A 15,161-nucleotide genomic window follows, 5' to 3' on the forward strand; every position below is an offset into this window, starting at 1 on the left:
CGGGCTCAAAGGGAGGGGCGGGCAGACCGTGCCGTGGTGAGCGGAAACAGCAGGTCAATGAACCGCTCTGCGGTCGGGTGCGGCTCATGGTTGGCGAGTCCCGGGCGTTCATTGGCCTCAATGAACCAGTTGTGCGGCTGATCTGGTGCCTTGATCATGAAGTCAATGCCGGCAACAGGGATGTCGATGGCCCTGGTCAGGCGAATGGCATCTTCCACGAGCTTGGGGTGGACGATGTCGGTGACGTCATGAATTGTCCCGCCCGTGTGAAGGTTCGCTGTCCGCCGCACCCTCAAGGCTTCAGCCTGGGGCAGGATGTCATCGAGAGAATAGCCTTGCGAGGCAATGGTGCGTTTGGTTTCTGCATCGAAGGGAATACAGGATTCACCTCCCGTGGCCGAAGCCCGCCTCCGGCTTTGAGACGCGATCAGGTGCCGGATCGTGTCCCTGCCGTTGCCGACCACCTCCGGCGGTTGCCGGACCGCCGCGGCGACCAGCTGGTGGTTTATGATCACGAGGCGCAGGTCGGTGCCGTTGATGCATTCTTCCATGATCACCTGTGAAGAGACCGCACGTGCCTCCTTGGTGGCGCTTGTCACTTCGTCCAGGGAGGTCAGGCCGACGGATACGCCGCGCCCCTGTTCTCCGCTCGTCGGTTTGATCACCACCTTGCCGTGCTCGGCGATGAAACGTTCCAGCTCGGGCGCAGGTGCATCCGCATTCATCTGAGCGGGAACTGAAACGCCCGCAGCCTCGGCGACGCGCCGGGTTGCGCCCTTGTCGTCGCACAGAGACAAGGCAACTGCGCTGGTGAGTTCCGAGAGGCTCTCACGGCATCGGATGCTTCGCGCACCGTGGATCAGAGTGAAATAGCCACGCTCTGGATCGGAAAGCTCGACATGTATGCCTCTGAGGCGCGCTTCCTTAACGATGATTGCGGCATAGGGGTTCAGCTCGTCGTCCGTTGTGGGGCCGACAAAGAGCTTCTCGTTGATGGTGTTCTTGCGCTTCACCGCAAAGAAGGGGACGCGTTCGAAACCGAGTTTCTCATAGAGGGCGATGGCTTCTTCATTGTCATGAAGAACCGAGAGATCCATGTAGGCGCGGCCGCGGGTGGTGAAATATTCTGCCAGGTGGCCAACGAGGCTGCGTCCCACACCTGAATGGCGGGCCTGCGGGTCGACCGCAAGGCACCATAGGGACGAACCGTTTTCCGGGTCATCAACCGCTTTGGCATGATCAATGGCGGTCGCCGTGCCGATGATCTCTCCGGTCTCCTTGTCTTCTGCAACGAAGTAGCTGATCGAGCGTGCATCACGCTGTTCCCAGAAGAACTCGGGCTCGATCTTGACCATGCCGCGCGCTGCATAGAGGCGATTGATGGCGTCCGCGTCATCAATGGACGTCAACCGGCGAATGAAGAACCCCTTCGGCTGATGCCTTGAGGCGCGGAAGGTCGAAAGCTGCAGGCGGTAGGTATGGGAAGGGTCGAGAAAGACTTCTCCCGGTGCCTGGCCAAGCAGCACCTGGGGATCGCGCACGTAGACGGCAATGTCCCGTTGATCGTCGTGTTCCTCCCGCAGGCAATCGAGAAGCTCCGCCGGTGAATTGAACCCTTGTGCAAACAACAGGCGGCCCCAGCCGCAGTCGATCACATTGCGGCTCGTGCCTTCGTCCTGGGCTTCCTCGCCAACCGTGATAGGCGGTTTCAGCCCATTGTCCCGCATCTTGCGCAACCGATGGGCATAGGCGCCGTCACGGTCGCGAGCGTGTTCGCGGTGTCCGCCTTGAGATGTGGTCTTGCTCTTGCGTGTCGTCGACATGATCTTCCCCTAGATGCCCTGCGCCTGAAGCCACATTTCCAGCAACGCGACCTGCCAAAGCTCGGAGCCGCGCAGGGGGGTGATGTGGGCGATCGGATCTGCGAAGAGGCGGTCCAGATACGCCTCTTGAAAGAGCCCGCGTTCCCGGGCCTTCTTACTGGTGAGCGCGCCGCGCACCAGATCCAGGTAAGGACCTTCGATGTACTTGAGCTGCGGAACGGGAAAGTAGCCCTTCTTGCGGTCGATCACCTCGTGGGGAACAACGAGCCGGGCCGCTTCTTTCAGGACGCCTTTGCCGCCCTGGGCCAACTTGTGTTCACCAGGGATCCGGGCTGCCAGTTCCACAAGCTCATGATCCAGAAACGGCACGCGCGCTTCCAGGCCCCAGGCCATGGTCATGTTGTCTACCCGCTTGACCGGGTCGTCGGCGAGCATGATCTGGGTGTCGAGTCTCAGCGCCTTGTCGAGCGGATCCGACGCGCCGGGAATGCCGAAATGGTCGTCGACAAATTGCCGGCTGACATCTTCGCCTGCGATCCAGTCAGGATTGAGCTGGGTCTTGAGGACCTCGTGCGATCTGTCGAAAAAGACGCTGGCGTAGTCGGATGTCAGGTTCTTTGACGCGGTGAGGGGTGGGTACCAGTGATACCCGCCGAAGATCTCGTCTGCCCCCTGGCCTGACTGCACCACATGGAGGTGTTTCGAGACTTCTCTGCTCAACAGGTAAAAGCCGATATTGTCATAGGACACCATGGGTTCCGACATGGCAGCAATGGTATCGGGCAGGGCGCCCATCAGATCGGAAGACGGAACAAAGATCTTCTCGTGATTGCTGTCATACGTCTTGGCGATAAGGTCTGAATAGAAAAACTCATCTCCCTTTTCGCCGTTCGCTTCTTCGAAGCCGATCGAGAAGGTGCTGAGATTTTGCTGACCGCCTTCGGCCAGAAGACCGGTGATGATGCTCGAGTCCACTCCGCCAGAAAGCAGGACGCCGACCGGCACATCCGCCACCATGCGCCGTTTCACTGCGGTTCTCAGACTGGAGAGCACTTCGTCGCGCCAGTCATTGGCGGTCTTTTTCAGATCGTCGGAACTGCGCTGATAGGAGGGCGCCCAGTAACACGTGTCCCTGGTTTCGCCGGTAGGGGAGATCACCCTGACAGTTGCGGCAGGGAGCTTGCGCACGCCGTTCAGGATCGTCCTTGGAGCCGGAACGACTGCGTGGAAGGTCATGTAATGGTGAAGGGCTATCCGGTCGATGGACGTATCGATTCCACCGGAGGACACTAGCGCTGGCAGGGTGGAGGCAAATCGGAACCCGCTGGAAATTTCGGCGACATAGAGCGGTTTGATCCCGAGACGGTCGCGGCCGAGGATGACTTCATTGCTGCGCTGATCGAAAATGGCGAATGCGAACATGCCATTGAGCTTTTCGACGAAGCCCTGTCCCCAGGCGTGGAACGCCTTCAGGATCACTTCCGTGTCGCCGTTGGAGAAAAACCGGTAGCCCTTTGCGGAGAGATCGTCCCGCAATTCCTTGTAGTTGTAGATGCAGCCATTGAAGACGATGGTCAGGCCAAGGTCTGAATCTACCATTGGCTGCGCAGAAAGTTCCGAGGTGTCGATGATTTTCAGGCGCCGGTGCCCAAAGGCAATTCGCCCGCGGGAATGAACCCCGGTTCCATCTGGTCCGCGTGTCTCCAGAGACCTGGTCATTCGAGCGACGGCAACGTCGTCGGCAAAGCTTCCGTCCGTGCGAATTTCGCCGGCTATCCCACACATTTGATCATCTACCTCATTGGTCTTCGAACGAAGAATGGCGGCCCGCTGGAGCGGGCCGCCTGTTCAGTCCTGATGGCCTGATTAGGATCCAAGCAGCATGTTTTCGCGCTGCTGCTTGTAGGTTGCGGCGTCGTAGGTCGCCGCGTTCTCAAGCTCTTCCTTGGTGAACGGTGTGGCGACAAACAGGTCACCGTCATCGTTCTGGTAAATCTTCAGGTCTTCGAAACCCACGGCGACAGGCTTTTCGCCCATGCCCAGGAAGCCGCCGATGTCCAGAACTGCGGCGTCAATCTGGCCGTCCGTCTTGACCAAGGCCTCGCTGACTTCGCCGATTTCTTCATAGCCGGCGTTGTAAACGCTCGCGCCGATCAGGTTGTCCGTGGTCACGGCAGCGTTTTGAACCGGCGTTTTGCCGTCCATCCAGCGCTCTTCCATGGTGATCGTGTCGGCAGCACCATTCATGCTGTCTGCCGCTTCGTTGCGAACGGTGTTGTAGGTGTCCTTCGTGGCTCCGGCGACCTTGTCCATCTCGTCACGGACAGAGCCGGAGTTGGCCCAGCCGGGCACGTGGTTAGGACGCTCATACTGGCTTGCGCCGTCGAGCTCTTCCTTGGTGACGTCAGAGGTCACGCGGATTTCGTCGTCTTCGTTCGCGGACATGCTCAGGCGGTTGAAGTCGATCGCGACGTCTTTTTCGCCGATGCCGAGGAATCCGCCGACACCGACGATGACAGCCTGGGTCTCACCGTTTTCACCGATCACGATGTCATTGATGTCACCCACGGTATCAGCGTCGTCAGCAGACGAGGTGTAGATGTATTTGCCGATGAGGTTGGATGCCAGGTAGCCCTGGGAAGGGCCTTCAGACAAAGTGTCGAAATCGAAAAGATAGACGTTGTCGTCACGCATTTCGCTCTGGACCTGTGTCTCCTTGGGGAGCGGCTTGGTCTCGGCCATTACGTTGGTCGACAGAACCGTTGCGAGGGCTGTGGTTGCAAGAATAGTGCGAAGCATGGTGTGTTCTCCCATTCGTGTTTGAACTTTGATGACACGCTGTCTTGCGTCGTCGGGGAGTAAATGATCTAGCTCGTTCAAGGTTCCGACTTATTTTTTCTAATTTTTATTTGATGAATACACGACGAGAAAAAGCTCCCAGGCGCTGCCTGGGAGCTGATTTGGTCAAAGCTGAGTTTGCGTGTTGCTTTCAAACTCTGTCCGCGTCTTAGGCGACAGAGGTGGAGCCGCCGCGAGGGCCTGCAAACAACCAGACGATGAAGCCGACAACCGGGAAGATCAGAATGCCGAGAACCCAAAGTATTTTAGCACCGGTTGATGCTGAACTTGAGAGAGTCTTGATGACTGCATAAATATCGGCGATCAGGATAATTAGACCAAGAATACCATATTCCATTTTTATTCTCCTGCTCAGGTGTTGTGATGGATCAACGACCTTCGGCAGGAAAGGTTCCTGCCAACGCGGGAGAATTTTTGTTTTCCTCGCCTGGTGGTTTGTTTTCCTGGCAGAACGCCCCAAACCAAACCCGATGCGTCGGTGCGATCGTGTCCTGACGATTTCATTCTCGTTGCGTTGTCACGGAACCCGATTCTTGATCGTGCATTTCCTTTACTCCAACAGAGAAAAGGAGCGGACACCATGAATGATGCCAAGAACAGTGATCGCAAGGGTGAGCGTCAGGCACAGCTCGAGGAACCTTTAACCGTGGCCGAAGATGTTGCTCTCGAAGGCGGCCGATCGGGTGGCAATCTTAACCGGGATATCGGCACACGTGATCATTTGAAGCGAGCCTTTGAACGCCCGGCAGGACATACGCGCGTCAAGAAAAGCTACGAGGTCGATCAATAATTCCTGACATTCAACTGGAACGATCAAGCTGTTCGTTCGTTGTGTGATTGTGATTTTTGAAATCTACAGACAGGAGTTGGTAAAATGTTGAGTTGGGCAATTCTATTCTTGGTCGTTGCCATTGTCGCGGCCGTTCTGGGTTTTGGTGGTATCGCTGGTACTGCCGTTTCGATCGCCAAGCTGATCTTCGTGGTCGCGCTTGTTCTGTTTGCGATCTCCGCGCTTGTTCATCTGCTGCGCGGCCGGGCCTGATCCGAGCCATAATTTGAAAAAAGACCCGCAGCCTGTGCTGCGGGTTTTTTTATGGGCGCGTGTCAGTGGTGGAGGGAGAGGACGCCGGACTAGACCTGTGCGAGCGTCTTGTTTGCCGACGACAATGCCCTGGCGATTTCTTCGCGGTCCGCATGACTGATGAGTTTCTGACGGGCGTCGCTTGCGATGCGGCGGAGGTGCTTTTGAAGGATCGATTTGTGACGGGGCAGGCAGACGAGAGCCATGCGGCCGAGCGCCTGGATCAAACGCTCGCTCACAAGCACATTGCCGCACGAGGCCTGACGCAGTGGATTTAGAGCCGCATCGAGAATGTCCGATACCGACAGGATGCTGAGCCAGACCCTTGGGGTGTCCTGCTTGTCGCGAATGATCGCCGTGGGGGCTCCGCGCTGTACGATACGGCCAAGCGATGCGGAGAGATGATCGATGGCACTGATCGCAGTGTAGGCGTCGTTGATGCCCGGTGACAGTGCGCGCAATGCAATTTCGACGTTGAGATGGATCGAGAACTGAATGTCGCCCTCCGGCGCGCGGGCGTAACGTGTCTGAAACACCGTGCGCAGGGTCTCCGGATCGATCTCACGGCCCCCCTGGTAGAGCCGCAGGATTGCCATGCCTTCGATGACATAACTACCGGGCTGGACCAGAACCTCGATAAAACCATCGTTTTCCTCTGCCAGCTCCATCAAACGCTTGCCGTTGATGGCAGTGACATAGCCGCTGGCGCTGGAGGTGACTTCCGTTCCTGCCGTTTCCGGAATTACCTTTCGGTCGTCCGCATTTTCTTCCGGCTCGGACCGCAGGAGCAGGTCAATCGCGGCTCTAAGCGATTTCTGGGTGCGGCCGATTTCATTGTCGACCATGATCCGCCGGGAGACGTCATTGACGAAATAAACCAGCCAGAAAAAGCTGATCACGGCGAGCGTAATCGCTACTGCCACAGAAATATGCGGGACGGTTTCTTCGCCGACCACATAGAGGACGATCAGTGCGTAGAGAAAAGTCGCTCCCAGCAGACCGATGGTGATCTGATTGACGCGGTTGTTGGCGAAGGTTTCGAGCAGTCGCGGACCGATATTGCCCGCGGCTAGGGTGAAGACAACGAGCGTCAGCGAATAGACCAGACTGATCACCGACATCATTGCACCCGCAATGGTCGACAGAACGGACCTGGCTCCATCCGTACTGATGTCCAGGAACGACGATAGCGCTGACCCAGGTTCAATCACCCCTGACCTGTCTGCCCAGATGGCGATCAACGCCATGATCGCGCCGGAGAGTGCCAGCAAGACCGGAATGAAGAGAAAACCGCGAAAGAGCTTTTGCAGGAACTGGACCGATCCGCTCTCATGATAGCTGGCAGACATCAAATCTCCTCTCGAACCTGGGCATAGGCCAGGATCGCAAACAGGGCGCTGCCGCCGACAATGTTGCCGGCGAGGGTCGGGACGAGAAACCCGAAGACCGCCTGAGACCAGCTGATCGCGCCCTCAAAGGCAAGCATGAAAGCTTCCACGGACCCGGCAATGACATGGGTGAGGTCGCAAAGCGCGATAAGATAGGTCAGGACCACGATCACTCCGACAGGATTGGCCTCCGCGCTGGGCAGGAGCCAGACGAGAGTCGCGATGATCCATCCTGCGATGATGCCGCGCCAGAACATGTCGGGAGACGGTATCTCCATCATGTGATGGGCGATCTCTCGAAAAGCTTCTTGGGCAGCATCAGGGAAGAAGACGCCCGTGGACAGGCCGTACGCGAAGATCAGGGTTCCCGTCATATTGGCAAGGAATACGATGCTCCAAAGCCGGACAGTGCGTTTGAAGGTGAGAAGCTTCGGCGTGCCGACGACCGGTAGAACGGCTGTCAGGGTGTTTTCCGTAAAAAGCTGCTGGCGGGCAAGGATCACGATCAGAAAACCGACGCTGTAGCCGAGATTTTCGATCAGCGGACGCCAGGAAGCATCAGGCAGGTAGCTGTGCAGAAGGCCTTCGGCAACGATGGAAAAGCCGATCGAAAGACCCGCGGCGACGCCTGACCACCAGAGGCGTACCGGATCCCGCGCCAGTTCCTCTTCGCCCTCCTGGCGGATGATCTCATAGACCACGGCAGCGCGGAGGCGGAGCCGGTCCTCGACTTCTGCAAGGTCTTCGCGGGTGAGCCTCGTACCTTTTTCGGCGAGCCGTTCCTCGGTGATCTCGCGGGTATTTGTCGGATCCTTCGGGGTTCCATTTTCCCGATTTGAGTGGGTCTCGGCCATCTGCGCCCCTTTTCTATAGACCCTGTGAAACGGCTGACGAAGGGGAAGGTTCCACGGAACGTGTTCAGCACTCGCGCGTTCTCTAACGAGACAACCCAAGGAGATGACCATGACACCGAGAAATCTGATTGTTGGAGCAGGCGGCCTTCTTGCCGGAACGTTTCTCGCCGTGAGTGCGCAAGCTGCAACCTGTCTGGAAGAGGTTGAACATGCGCGGCAAGCGCTGGCCCACCAAACGTTGACGCAGGACCTGACGGCGTCTTCGGCAACCGTCGAGGTTGAAACGGGCGGCAAGACCGTGGAAGTGCCGGCGGCCGATGCTCAGCCGACTGAAAGCTGGTTTGGTGTTCCGCCTGGAGATGAGAGTGTCAAGCGCTACCTTGAAGCGGCATGGATCGCAGGGAATAAGGGCGATGAGAAAGCCTGCATGGAGCAGCTTGAAAATGCGAAGGCGGCGTTGCCGAAGTAAGGATGCCGGTGGCATGTCGGTTGACGTGGCACCAGCTTTTTCGGTTGCTTGACCGCAGACAACAAAAAGCCGGGGCATTTGCCCCGGCTTTTTTCGAGATTTTCAGAATCAGACCGAAAGTGCCTGCTGCAGCATTTCCGCCGACTGTTTGATCGCATTCTCATCGTGTTTGAAGTCTGAGGACCCGTTCATCAGTTCTTCCAACCGCACACGAGCGCGGGAGACACGGCTTTTGACGGTGCCGACACGGGTTCCTAAAATCTCGGCAGCTTCCTCGTAGGAGAACCCGCTGGCGCCGATCAGGATGAGCGCTTCGCGCTGATCTTCAGGAAGTGACTGAAGAGCGCTCAGAAAGTCGGTCATTTGAAGATGACCCGGCTGCTGAGGCACAGCTGTGAGGCTGGCTGCGTGTATGCCGTCACTGTCGGCGACTTCGCGCTTCCGTTTGCGGCCTTCGGTGTAATACTGGTTGCGGAGGATGGTCACGAGCCATGCCATGAGGTTGGTGCCGGGCGTATAGCTTTCGCGCTTGGCAATCGCCTTGGCCAAGGTTTCCTGGACGAGATCGTCGGCGCGGTCACGGTTGCCGGCGAGCGATCTTGCGAAAGCGCGCAGGGAAGGGATCGAGGCAACGAGATCCTTCTTGAAGGTGGCATCACTCACTGTGTGCTCTCCTCTGAATTGGATTCGGTTGCCGACGCATTGTTGTCGAGCTGGTCGAGCAACGACATCATGTCGTCCGGAATGTCTTCGGTCAGGGCCTCATCATAGATGCGCTTCAATTGGTTGCCGATCCAGTCCTCCTTGGACTTGCCGACCTTGCTTGGAACGATAAGTCCCTCAGTCGGGTTCGGATCGGCTGATGCTTTTTTCTGCGCCATGTCTTCTCCTTGGCCCTGGGTCCACCGTTGAGGGTTGGCAATTTCGGGCTGGTCTATATCTCGCTACTGGGGATTTAACGGCGGCCGAAAAAAAAAGTTCCCTATGTTCGGAACTTTTTTTTCCTACGCAAGTTTACGCATTGGGTTTGGTGCCCATGACGTCCGCAATCGTTGGGATTGGCCGGACAGGACGGAAAAGGAAAAAGAACTCATGCCCGGTAGTCTTTCTCAGGAAATTGCTCCTCATCTTCCTTACCTTCGTCGTTATGCAAGAGCTCTCGCCGGATCGCAGAAGAGCGGGGACGCCTATGTTCGTGCGTGCCTGCAGGCCATGGTCGCAGATGCCTCTGCCTTCGACATGAGCCGGGGAGCCAAGATCGGCCTCTATCGCCTCTTCCATGTGCTTTGGAATGCAACCATGATTGCGCCGGCCTCCCAGGATGGCTCTGCATCTATTTTTGAACAGACCGCGCAACAGCGGCTGGCGAATATGACGCCGGAAAGCCGGCAGACCCTGCTCTTGACCACACTGGAGGGCTTCAAGCTCCATGAAGCTGCTGCCGTGATCGGCAAGAGCGAAGAAGAAGTTTCCGGTCTGATCAAGGACGCAATCAGCGAAATCGACCGGCAGACGGCAACTCAGGTCCTGATCATCGAGGACGAACCGCTCATTTCCATGGACCTTGCAGACATCGTTGAGGGGCAGGGCCATCGCGTCACTACGGTCGCACGTACCGCTGCCGAAGCGGTCAAATCCGCACGTGCCGACAAGCCCGGCCTTGTTCTGGCCGATATTCAGCTTGCCGACGGTTCGTCGGGCATTGACGCTGTGAAAGAAATCCTTGGCGATTTCGATGTTCCCGTCATCTTCATTACATCTTTCCCGGAGCGTCTGCTGACCGGTGAACGCCCGGAACCGACCTTCCTGATCACCAAACCTTTCGACCCCAACACGGTCAAGGCAGGTATCAGTCAGGCGTTGTTCTTCAATTCGACTTCGTCGATAGCAGCTTGATGCCCCCCAGCCCTTGCTATCGACATTAGGGTTCTGACCTGCAAATTAGACCCGCTTGTCGGTCCGAACCCCAACCCCGGCCTTCTGGCCGGGGTTTTTATTTGGTATGGGAACCTCCGGTCATCGTGATGGTTTGCCAAGGTCCTGCGGGCTTTCTGTGCGGGGCTGATTGAGACCCTGAGCGTGTTGCTCGCAAGAGAGTGGTGACGTGATGCCTGGCCAATCGATCGAACAAGACGAGCAAGATGCAGACCCTGGTGAGCACCACAAAGGGGCGGCTGCGCTGATCGCGCCGTATCGCAATGGCGCGGTTCTGGGTATTTTTTTGATCTTGCTGGTCGGCGGCCTGAAGCTTGGCCAGGCGCTTCTCGTTCCCGTTTTTGCAGCCCTCCTGACGGGCCTCCTTTTGGGCAAAGTTCAAGACTGGTTGGAGCGGTTGGGTGTCAGTCCGGCCCTTGGCGCAGGTTCCATCATGGCGGTCTTGCTGGCAGTCGTGCTTGGTTCCGTCCGTCTGCTGTTCATCCCCTTTGAGGAATGGTCGGCTGCCCTGCCTGAAATCTATGCGGCACTGAAGCGGCAGCTGCTGAGCGTTCGTGAGCTGCTGCTAACGATTGAGCAGGCGACTGACGCTGTGCAAGAAACAACCGGGATCGATGCGTCCGGTGAGGCCATGGCCGTATCAGCTCCTGGGATCCTCAGCGGACTTGCCGTTAGTGTGCCGGCAACAATCGGCCAGCTTGTCCTGTTTTCGGGGGTGCTCTTCTTTTACCTGGCATCGCGAAGCCGGTTGTCAAAGCAGCTCGCAGAAGCGGGGCAGTCCTATCCCAGTCTTTCAAATTTCAAGACTATCTCGGAAGCAGCTGAGAATTCCGTTTCGACCTATCTTTCGACGGTGTCGTTGATCAACCTGGGCCTCGCGGTTGCCACGGGTGTTCTGCTGGCGCTGGTCGGGCTGCCTAATGCGTGGTTCTGGGGGACGCTTGCGGGGTTGCTGAACTTCGTTCCCTATGTCGGACCGCTGTTGCTGACGTTCCTGCTCTTGGGGGCTGGGCTTTTGCAGGAGGGGACATTTCTCCAGATCATCTCGCCCGCCCTGGTGTTCTTTGCAGTCAATTTTCTCGAAGCGAACTTTGTCACGCCGACCGTGCTCGGGCGCAGTTTGCTCATCGAACCCCTGTTCGTGTTCCTGTCGCTGGGATTCTGGCTCTGGCTGTGGGGACCGGTTGGTGCCTTGATGGCCGTGCCGCTGCTCCTGGTGATCCAGGCGGTGGTGTCGCATATGCTGTCGAAGGCTGACTTTTAGTTTGGATTTCTGAACACGAAAAAGCCGGGCAAAATGCCCGGCTTTTTTCATGTCTTTTTGAACCAGCGATGCCAGCCGAACGAGGCGGGGGCCTCGTTCGGACTGTCAGCTGATCAGATGTTGGACATCCAGGTATCAATTTCCTTGCGGGCTTCTTCTTCGGTCTTGCCGTATTTCTGTTGAAGCAAGCCTGCAAGCTCTGTCTGGCGGCCTTCGATGCGGTCCAGCTCGTCGTCGGTGAGCTTGCCCCACTGCGACTGAGCCTTGCCCTTGAATTCCTTCCAATTGCCTTCGATCTGGTTCCAGTTCATCATTTGCTCCTGGGTTGAAGTGTCAGACGAAGAGAAAACGCGGCGCCCTCGCGAGAGTTCCTGAAATTTTCTTTGGAACCAACGACATCCAGACACGTTAGAGATACTTCTAGCACTGTGTTTTATCCGGCTCGCTTGAACTGGATTCGCGCACACGCGAGTTCCCTGTCTGTCTCTCGTTCAGAGACGCCCAATAGCCCATGCAATCCGATTTGAGCGCGCAATGAATGAATTACTTGAGCTTTTTGAGGGGAGAGCGGGAACTGGACCGTCCACTCCAGGCCTGGATGCTCCGCGAGAGCTGACCGCGCTTCTCGCTGTTTCAGATGTTCTGATCGGCCTTGCCTTGATCGTGCTTTCGGCGGCTGTCTTTGTGTTCGTCAGCAAGCGGAAGAGTCTCGATGGCGGTGGGCTCAGACTGGCCTATCTCTTCATCGCCTTCATGGTTGCCAACGCGGTCGTGCATTTCGCCGTGGTCGTGACGTTTTTGATGCCGGCAGATGCATCGGCCCATCTCTATGGTGCAATCGGCTTCATAAAGGCGATCACAGCGATTGCTGCCATACTGACTGCGCTGGCCATTTGGCCGCAAATCCCAAAGATTTTGGCCACGCCGTCTGCTGGTGAGCTCGAGGAAGCAAATGCATCGCTCTCGCAAGCCAATAGTGCGCTCGACAAGGCGCTGGCTGGTCGCAAGGCCGAGCTGGATCGTGCCAATGAGAGATTTGAAACTGCGCTGACGGGTTCGAACATCACGGTTTTCACGCAAGACACGGCTCTTCGCTATACGTGGATCCATCACCCAAGGCTCGGCAACACGATCGAGGAGGTGATCGGCAGCACCGATACCCAGCTTCTGCCTGCTGCCGCTGCCGCGGTGACCATTCCCTTGAAGCAGGAGGTTTTGGATACGGGCGAGACCCGCTCGACCTATCTCGCGGTGGAGACGGACGATGAGGGAACGCTCTATCTGGATCTGACCATCAATCCAACGCGCGACGACGACGGCAAGATCGACGGCATCTTGTGTACGGTTCTGGATATGACCGAGCAGAACCTGTTCGAAGTAAGGCTTGCGTCCATGGCGTCGCAGCTAGCTGACGCAAACCGCCGGTTTGAAGCCGCGTTGCAGGGTTCGCTGATTACCGTTTTCGAACAGGATCTCGATCTGAACTATGTTCACATCGTCAACCCGCCGCCTAACACCGTGGCGGAGGACTTCCTGGGAAAAACGGACTTTGATCTCTTCGACGAGGAGGATCAACTCAAGGTCGTTTCGGCCAAGCGTCAGGTGTTCGAGACAGGCGAGGTTCAGGAACTCGAGATTGATGTCACCGTAGATGACAAGCAACGCCACTATGATCTGCAGCTGGAGCCCAAGACCTCCAGCGAGGGCGAGATCGTGGGGGTGATCGGTATTGCGGTGGATCTGACCCACAAGCGCGAGAACGAGAAGCAGATGCACCTGGTGATGCGCGAGCTGACCCATCGCTCAAAGAACCTGCTTGCCGTCATTCAGGCCATGGCCCGCCAGACAGCTGCGCGCACTGCGGACAAGGAACAGTTCGTTTCCAGTTTTTCCGCGCGTTTGCAGGCGATTGCGGCCTCTCATGACCTGCTCGTCTCACACTCCTGGTATGGCGCGGAAATCGGTGAACTTGTACGTGCCCATCTGGCCCAGACCATGGATCCGTCGAGTCCACAGATCCACATGGAGGGTGAACCGCTACAGGTCACGGCAGATGCTGCGCAAAATCTTGGACTTGCCTTGCACGAGTTGACCACCAACGCCTTGAAATATGGCGCGCTATCGGTTCCGAGTGGTAAGGTCGACATTGAATGGAGACGGGCGGAAGGCCAGGTGACGCTTGACTGGAAAGAACAGGACGGTCCGGCTGTCGCAGCGGTTCCCGACAGGCGTGGTTTTGGACGGGTTCTGCTGGAAAGATTGGTGGGAGCGTCCCTCGATGGTGATGTCACCCTGTCTTTTGATCCGGATGGGCTGCGCTGCAAGATCACATTCCCGGAAAGCCAACTGGCGACGCTTCGATAAACAATTGGTCCGCCAATAAAGACAAAAGAAAAACCGGCTATCGTGAGATGACCGGTTTTTTGGTGCTGGGTCGCTATGAGGATTTGGACAAACGCAAGAGCGCCATTTCAATGTTCTGGCGCAGCTCGAGGTTGGCTTTGCTGTACGAGCCCTTCAGGTCGCTGAGCCATGTCCTCAGTATTGTCGCCTTTTCGCTGGTCTTGAGGTCTGAGGCCAGCACGTCCTCAACCGTCGCGAAGTCAGCCGATAGAACAAGATCTCGTGGCGGGACTTCGTTTTCATTGTGGGCGGAATAGAGCCACCGGCCGTAGGCCGTCCGTTCAGGATTTTCGAGCGCGATGAGCGCCTCGTCGATTTCAACGGTGAGCTGTTTCTGACGCTCTTGATTGATTGGCTTAATCCGCGCCATGCGGGCAAGCGCGGCGCGCCAGTGGAGAAGGGCGGTCTGTTTCTGGCGCGTGCTTAGGGAGACGTCCCGCAGGATCGCCTCAGGGGACGCATATCCGGCGAAGGTCTTCGGATTGGGCATTGACCGAGCGCTGCTTCATTTGAGGTGGCAAATAGGAAGGGCAAGGCAGGCGAACCTGCCTTGCCGGGATTGGTTTTATTCCGCGATCAGGGCCCGTAGCATCCATGCTGCCTTTTCGTGGAATGCAATGCGTGCGGTCAGCATGTCTTCGGTCACCACATCGGCGTTGTCGCCCGCATATTCGGCCATATCGCGCATTTCTGCCGCGATACGCTCATGGCTTTTGACGAGATCTTCAACCATGGAGTGGGCATTTGGCATGCCATTCTGCGGCGTGACAATCTTCAGATCCATGCTGATTTCAGCTGCATTCACCGGAGCGCGGTGGCCCAGGGCACGAATACGCTCTGCGATGTCGTCAGCGGCCGCAAACATGTCTTCGTAATGCTCTTCTGTCAGGTCGTGAATCGACTTGAACAGGGGACCGACCACATTCCAGTGGTAGAGGTGCGATTTGATCACGAGCAGATAGGTGTCTGCCAGAATGACCGACAGATGTTTCGCGATCTGCTCGCGCACATCCTTTTCGATGCCGGTGTTGACCTTTTCGGACTTTTTCGTCGTGACATTCAAAACATTCGTGTTGGCCATTGTC

The 15,161-nt window shown here is 57.2% G+C and carries 17 protein-coding genes; 6 read left to right on the top strand and 11 right to left on the bottom strand.

Annotation, left to right across the window (positions count from 1 at the left end; translation table 11 throughout):
* Positions 1 to 5: 5 nt before the first annotated feature.
* The 4 genes from ngg to IG617_RS09945 all read right to left on the bottom strand — a co-directional run bounded on the left by ngg (position 6) and on the right by IG617_RS09945 (position 5,019).
* Positions 6 to 1,823 (bottom strand): N-acetylglutaminylglutamine synthetase, encoded by a 1,818-nt coding sequence (gene ngg, locus IG617_RS09930; RefSeq protein WP_192109046.1) that lies wholly within the window; start codon positions 1,821 to 1,823, stop codon positions 6 to 8.
* A 9-nt stretch (positions 1,824 to 1,832) separates the two neighbouring features.
* On the bottom strand, positions 1,833 to 3,608 hold the full coding sequence (locus tag IG617_RS09935; RefSeq protein ID WP_192109047.1) for an N-acetylglutaminylglutamine amidotransferase: 1,776 nt from the start codon (positions 3,606 to 3,608) through the stop codon (positions 1,833 to 1,835).
* A gap of 81 nt (positions 3,609 to 3,689) precedes the next feature.
* Entirely contained in the window at positions 3,690 to 4,622 is a 933-nt protein-coding gene (locus tag IG617_RS09940; RefSeq protein WP_192109048.1) for a PRC-barrel domain-containing protein, read from the bottom strand.
* A gap of 208 nt (positions 4,623 to 4,830) precedes the next feature.
* Positions 4,831 to 5,019 carry a PLDc N-terminal domain-containing protein gene (locus tag IG617_RS09945; protein WP_192109049.1) on the bottom strand — a complete coding sequence of 63 codons (189 nt, stop codon included), beginning with the start codon at positions 5,017 to 5,019 and terminating at the stop codon, positions 4,831 to 4,833.
* 243 nt (positions 5,020 to 5,262) lie between these two features.
* On the opposite strand from IG617_RS09945, the gene IG617_RS09950 reads away from it, so the two are divergent.
* Both IG617_RS09950 and IG617_RS09955 read left to right on the top strand, forming a co-directional pair.
* Complete coding sequence (locus IG617_RS09950) at positions 5,263 to 5,472, top strand: hypothetical protein (protein WP_192109050.1); 210 nt, start codon at positions 5,263 to 5,265, stop codon at positions 5,470 to 5,472.
* 84 nt (positions 5,473 to 5,556) lie between these two features.
* Positions 5,557 to 5,724, top strand: a complete 168-nt coding sequence (locus tag IG617_RS09955) for a DUF1328 domain-containing protein (protein ID WP_192109051.1) — start codon at positions 5,557 to 5,559, stop codon at positions 5,722 to 5,724.
* 89 nt (positions 5,725 to 5,813) lie between these two features.
* Here the strand turns inward: IG617_RS09955 and IG617_RS09960 are convergent, their stop codons facing one another.
* A complete protein-coding gene (locus IG617_RS09960) occupies positions 5,814 to 7,112 on the bottom strand; it encodes a DUF2254 domain-containing protein (protein WP_192109052.1) in 1,299 nt (432 codons plus the stop codon).
* A complete protein-coding gene (locus tag IG617_RS09965; RefSeq protein WP_192109053.1) occupies positions 7,112 to 8,005 on the bottom strand; it encodes a formate/nitrite transporter family protein in 894 nt (297 codons plus the stop codon). Before IG617_RS09965 ends, IG617_RS09960 begins: the two co-directional genes overlap by 1 nt.
* Positions 8,006 to 8,114: 109 nt before the next feature.
* Between IG617_RS09965 and IG617_RS09970 the strand changes: the two genes are divergently transcribed.
* A complete protein-coding gene (locus IG617_RS09970) occupies positions 8,115 to 8,474 on the top strand; it encodes a hypothetical protein (RefSeq protein WP_192109054.1) in 360 nt (119 codons plus the stop codon).
* A 108-nt stretch (positions 8,475 to 8,582) separates the two neighbouring features.
* On the opposite strand, the gene IG617_RS09975 is transcribed toward IG617_RS09970, so the two are convergent.
* Both IG617_RS09975 and IG617_RS09980 read right to left on the bottom strand, forming a co-directional pair.
* Positions 8,583 to 9,137: a sigma-70 family RNA polymerase sigma factor gene (locus tag IG617_RS09975; protein WP_192109055.1), complete on the bottom strand. Its 555-nt coding sequence runs from the start codon at positions 9,135 to 9,137 to the stop codon at positions 8,583 to 8,585.
* Positions 9,134 to 9,355, bottom strand: coding sequence for a NepR family anti-sigma factor (locus IG617_RS09980; protein ID WP_192109056.1), 222 nt, complete (start codon positions 9,353 to 9,355; stop codon positions 9,134 to 9,136). The genes IG617_RS09975 and IG617_RS09980 overlap by 4 nt, the downstream gene beginning before the upstream one ends.
* Positions 9,356 to 9,566: 211 nt before the next feature.
* On the opposite strand from IG617_RS09980, the gene IG617_RS09985 reads away from it, so the two are divergent.
* Together IG617_RS09985 and IG617_RS09990 are read left to right on the top strand one after the other, a co-directional pair.
* A complete protein-coding gene (locus IG617_RS09985) occupies positions 9,567 to 10,370 on the top strand; it encodes a response regulator (protein ID WP_192109057.1) in 804 nt (267 codons plus the stop codon).
* Positions 10,371 to 10,581: 211 nt separating this feature from the next.
* On the top strand, positions 10,582 to 11,673 hold the full coding sequence (locus IG617_RS09990; RefSeq protein WP_192109058.1) for an AI-2E family transporter: 1,092 nt from the start codon (positions 10,582 to 10,584) through the stop codon (positions 11,671 to 11,673).
* A 113-nt stretch (positions 11,674 to 11,786) separates the two neighbouring features.
* Here the strand turns inward: IG617_RS09990 and IG617_RS09995 are convergent, their stop codons facing one another.
* Positions 11,787 to 11,984, bottom strand: coding sequence for a CsbD family protein (locus IG617_RS09995; RefSeq protein ID WP_192109059.1), 198 nt, complete (start codon positions 11,982 to 11,984; stop codon positions 11,787 to 11,789).
* A 223-nt stretch (positions 11,985 to 12,207) separates the two neighbouring features.
* Here IG617_RS09995 and IG617_RS10000 point away from each other — a divergent pair, with 223 nt between their 5' ends.
* Positions 12,208 to 14,037 (top strand): sensor histidine kinase, encoded by a 1,830-nt coding sequence (locus tag IG617_RS10000; RefSeq protein WP_192109060.1) that lies wholly within the window; start codon positions 12,208 to 12,210, stop codon positions 14,035 to 14,037.
* A gap of 73 nt (positions 14,038 to 14,110) precedes the next feature.
* On the opposite strand, the gene IG617_RS10005 is transcribed toward IG617_RS10000, so the two are convergent.
* The gene (locus IG617_RS10005) at positions 14,111 to 14,566 is read right to left on the bottom strand and encodes a hypothetical protein (protein WP_192109061.1); all 456 of its coding nucleotides are present in this window, start codon (positions 14,564 to 14,566) and stop codon (positions 14,111 to 14,113) included.
* A gap of 75 nt (positions 14,567 to 14,641) precedes the next feature.
* Positions 14,642 to 15,157 (bottom strand): Dps family protein, encoded by a 516-nt coding sequence (locus IG617_RS10010; protein WP_192109062.1) that lies wholly within the window; start codon positions 15,155 to 15,157, stop codon positions 14,642 to 14,644.
* Between the last annotated feature and the right edge of the window lie 4 nt (positions 15,158 to 15,161).

Source organism: Roseibium polysiphoniae, from assembly GCF_014842925.1.
GTDB classification, from domain to species: domain Bacteria; phylum Pseudomonadota; class Alphaproteobacteria; order Rhizobiales; family Stappiaceae; genus Roseibium; species Roseibium polysiphoniae.

Excerpts from the sequence above, each read along its gene's own strand:
- ngg (WP_192109046.1), bottom strand. The coding sequence starts at position 1,823 with ATGTCGACGACACGCAAGAGCAAGACCACATCTCAAGGCGGACACCGC.
- IG617_RS09935 (WP_192109047.1), bottom strand. The coding sequence starts at position 3,608 with ATGTGTGGGATAGCCGGCGAAATTCGCACGGACGGAAGCTTTGCCGAC.
- IG617_RS09940 (WP_192109048.1), bottom strand. The coding sequence starts at position 4,622 with ATGCTTCGCACTATTCTTGCAACCACAGCCCTCGCAACGGTTCTGTCG.
- IG617_RS09945 (WP_192109049.1), bottom strand. The coding sequence starts at position 5,019 with ATGGAATATGGTATTCTTGGTCTAATTATCCTGATCGCCGATATTTAT.
- IG617_RS09950 (WP_192109050.1), top strand. The coding sequence starts at position 5,263 with ATGAATGATGCCAAGAACAGTGATCGCAAGGGTGAGCGTCAGGCACAG.
- IG617_RS09955 (WP_192109051.1), top strand. The coding sequence starts at position 5,557 with ATGTTGAGTTGGGCAATTCTATTCTTGGTCGTTGCCATTGTCGCGGCC.
- IG617_RS09960 (WP_192109052.1), bottom strand. The coding sequence starts at position 7,112 with ATGTCTGCCAGCTATCATGAGAGCGGATCGGTCCAGTTCCTGCAAAAG.
- IG617_RS09965 (WP_192109053.1), bottom strand. The coding sequence starts at position 8,005 with ATGGCCGAGACCCACTCAAATCGGGAAAATGGAACCCCGAAGGATCCG.
- IG617_RS09970 (WP_192109054.1), top strand. The coding sequence starts at position 8,115 with ATGACACCGAGAAATCTGATTGTTGGAGCAGGCGGCCTTCTTGCCGGA.
- IG617_RS09980 (WP_192109056.1), bottom strand. The coding sequence starts at position 9,355 with ATGGCGCAGAAAAAAGCATCAGCCGATCCGAACCCGACTGAGGGACTT.
- IG617_RS09985 (WP_192109057.1), top strand. The coding sequence starts at position 9,567 with ATGCCCGGTAGTCTTTCTCAGGAAATTGCTCCTCATCTTCCTTACCTT.
- IG617_RS09990 (WP_192109058.1), top strand. The coding sequence starts at position 10,582 with ATGCCTGGCCAATCGATCGAACAAGACGAGCAAGATGCAGACCCTGGT.
- IG617_RS09995 (WP_192109059.1), bottom strand. The coding sequence starts at position 11,984 with ATGAACTGGAACCAGATCGAAGGCAATTGGAAGGAATTCAAGGGCAAG.
- IG617_RS10000 (WP_192109060.1), top strand. The coding sequence starts at position 12,208 with ATGAATGAATTACTTGAGCTTTTTGAGGGGAGAGCGGGAACTGGACCG.
- IG617_RS10005 (WP_192109061.1), bottom strand. The coding sequence starts at position 14,566 with ATGCCCAATCCGAAGACCTTCGCCGGATATGCGTCCCCTGAGGCGATC.
- IG617_RS10010 (WP_192109062.1), bottom strand. The coding sequence starts at position 15,157 with ATGGCCAACACGAATGTTTTGAATGTCACGACGAAAAAGTCCGAAAAG.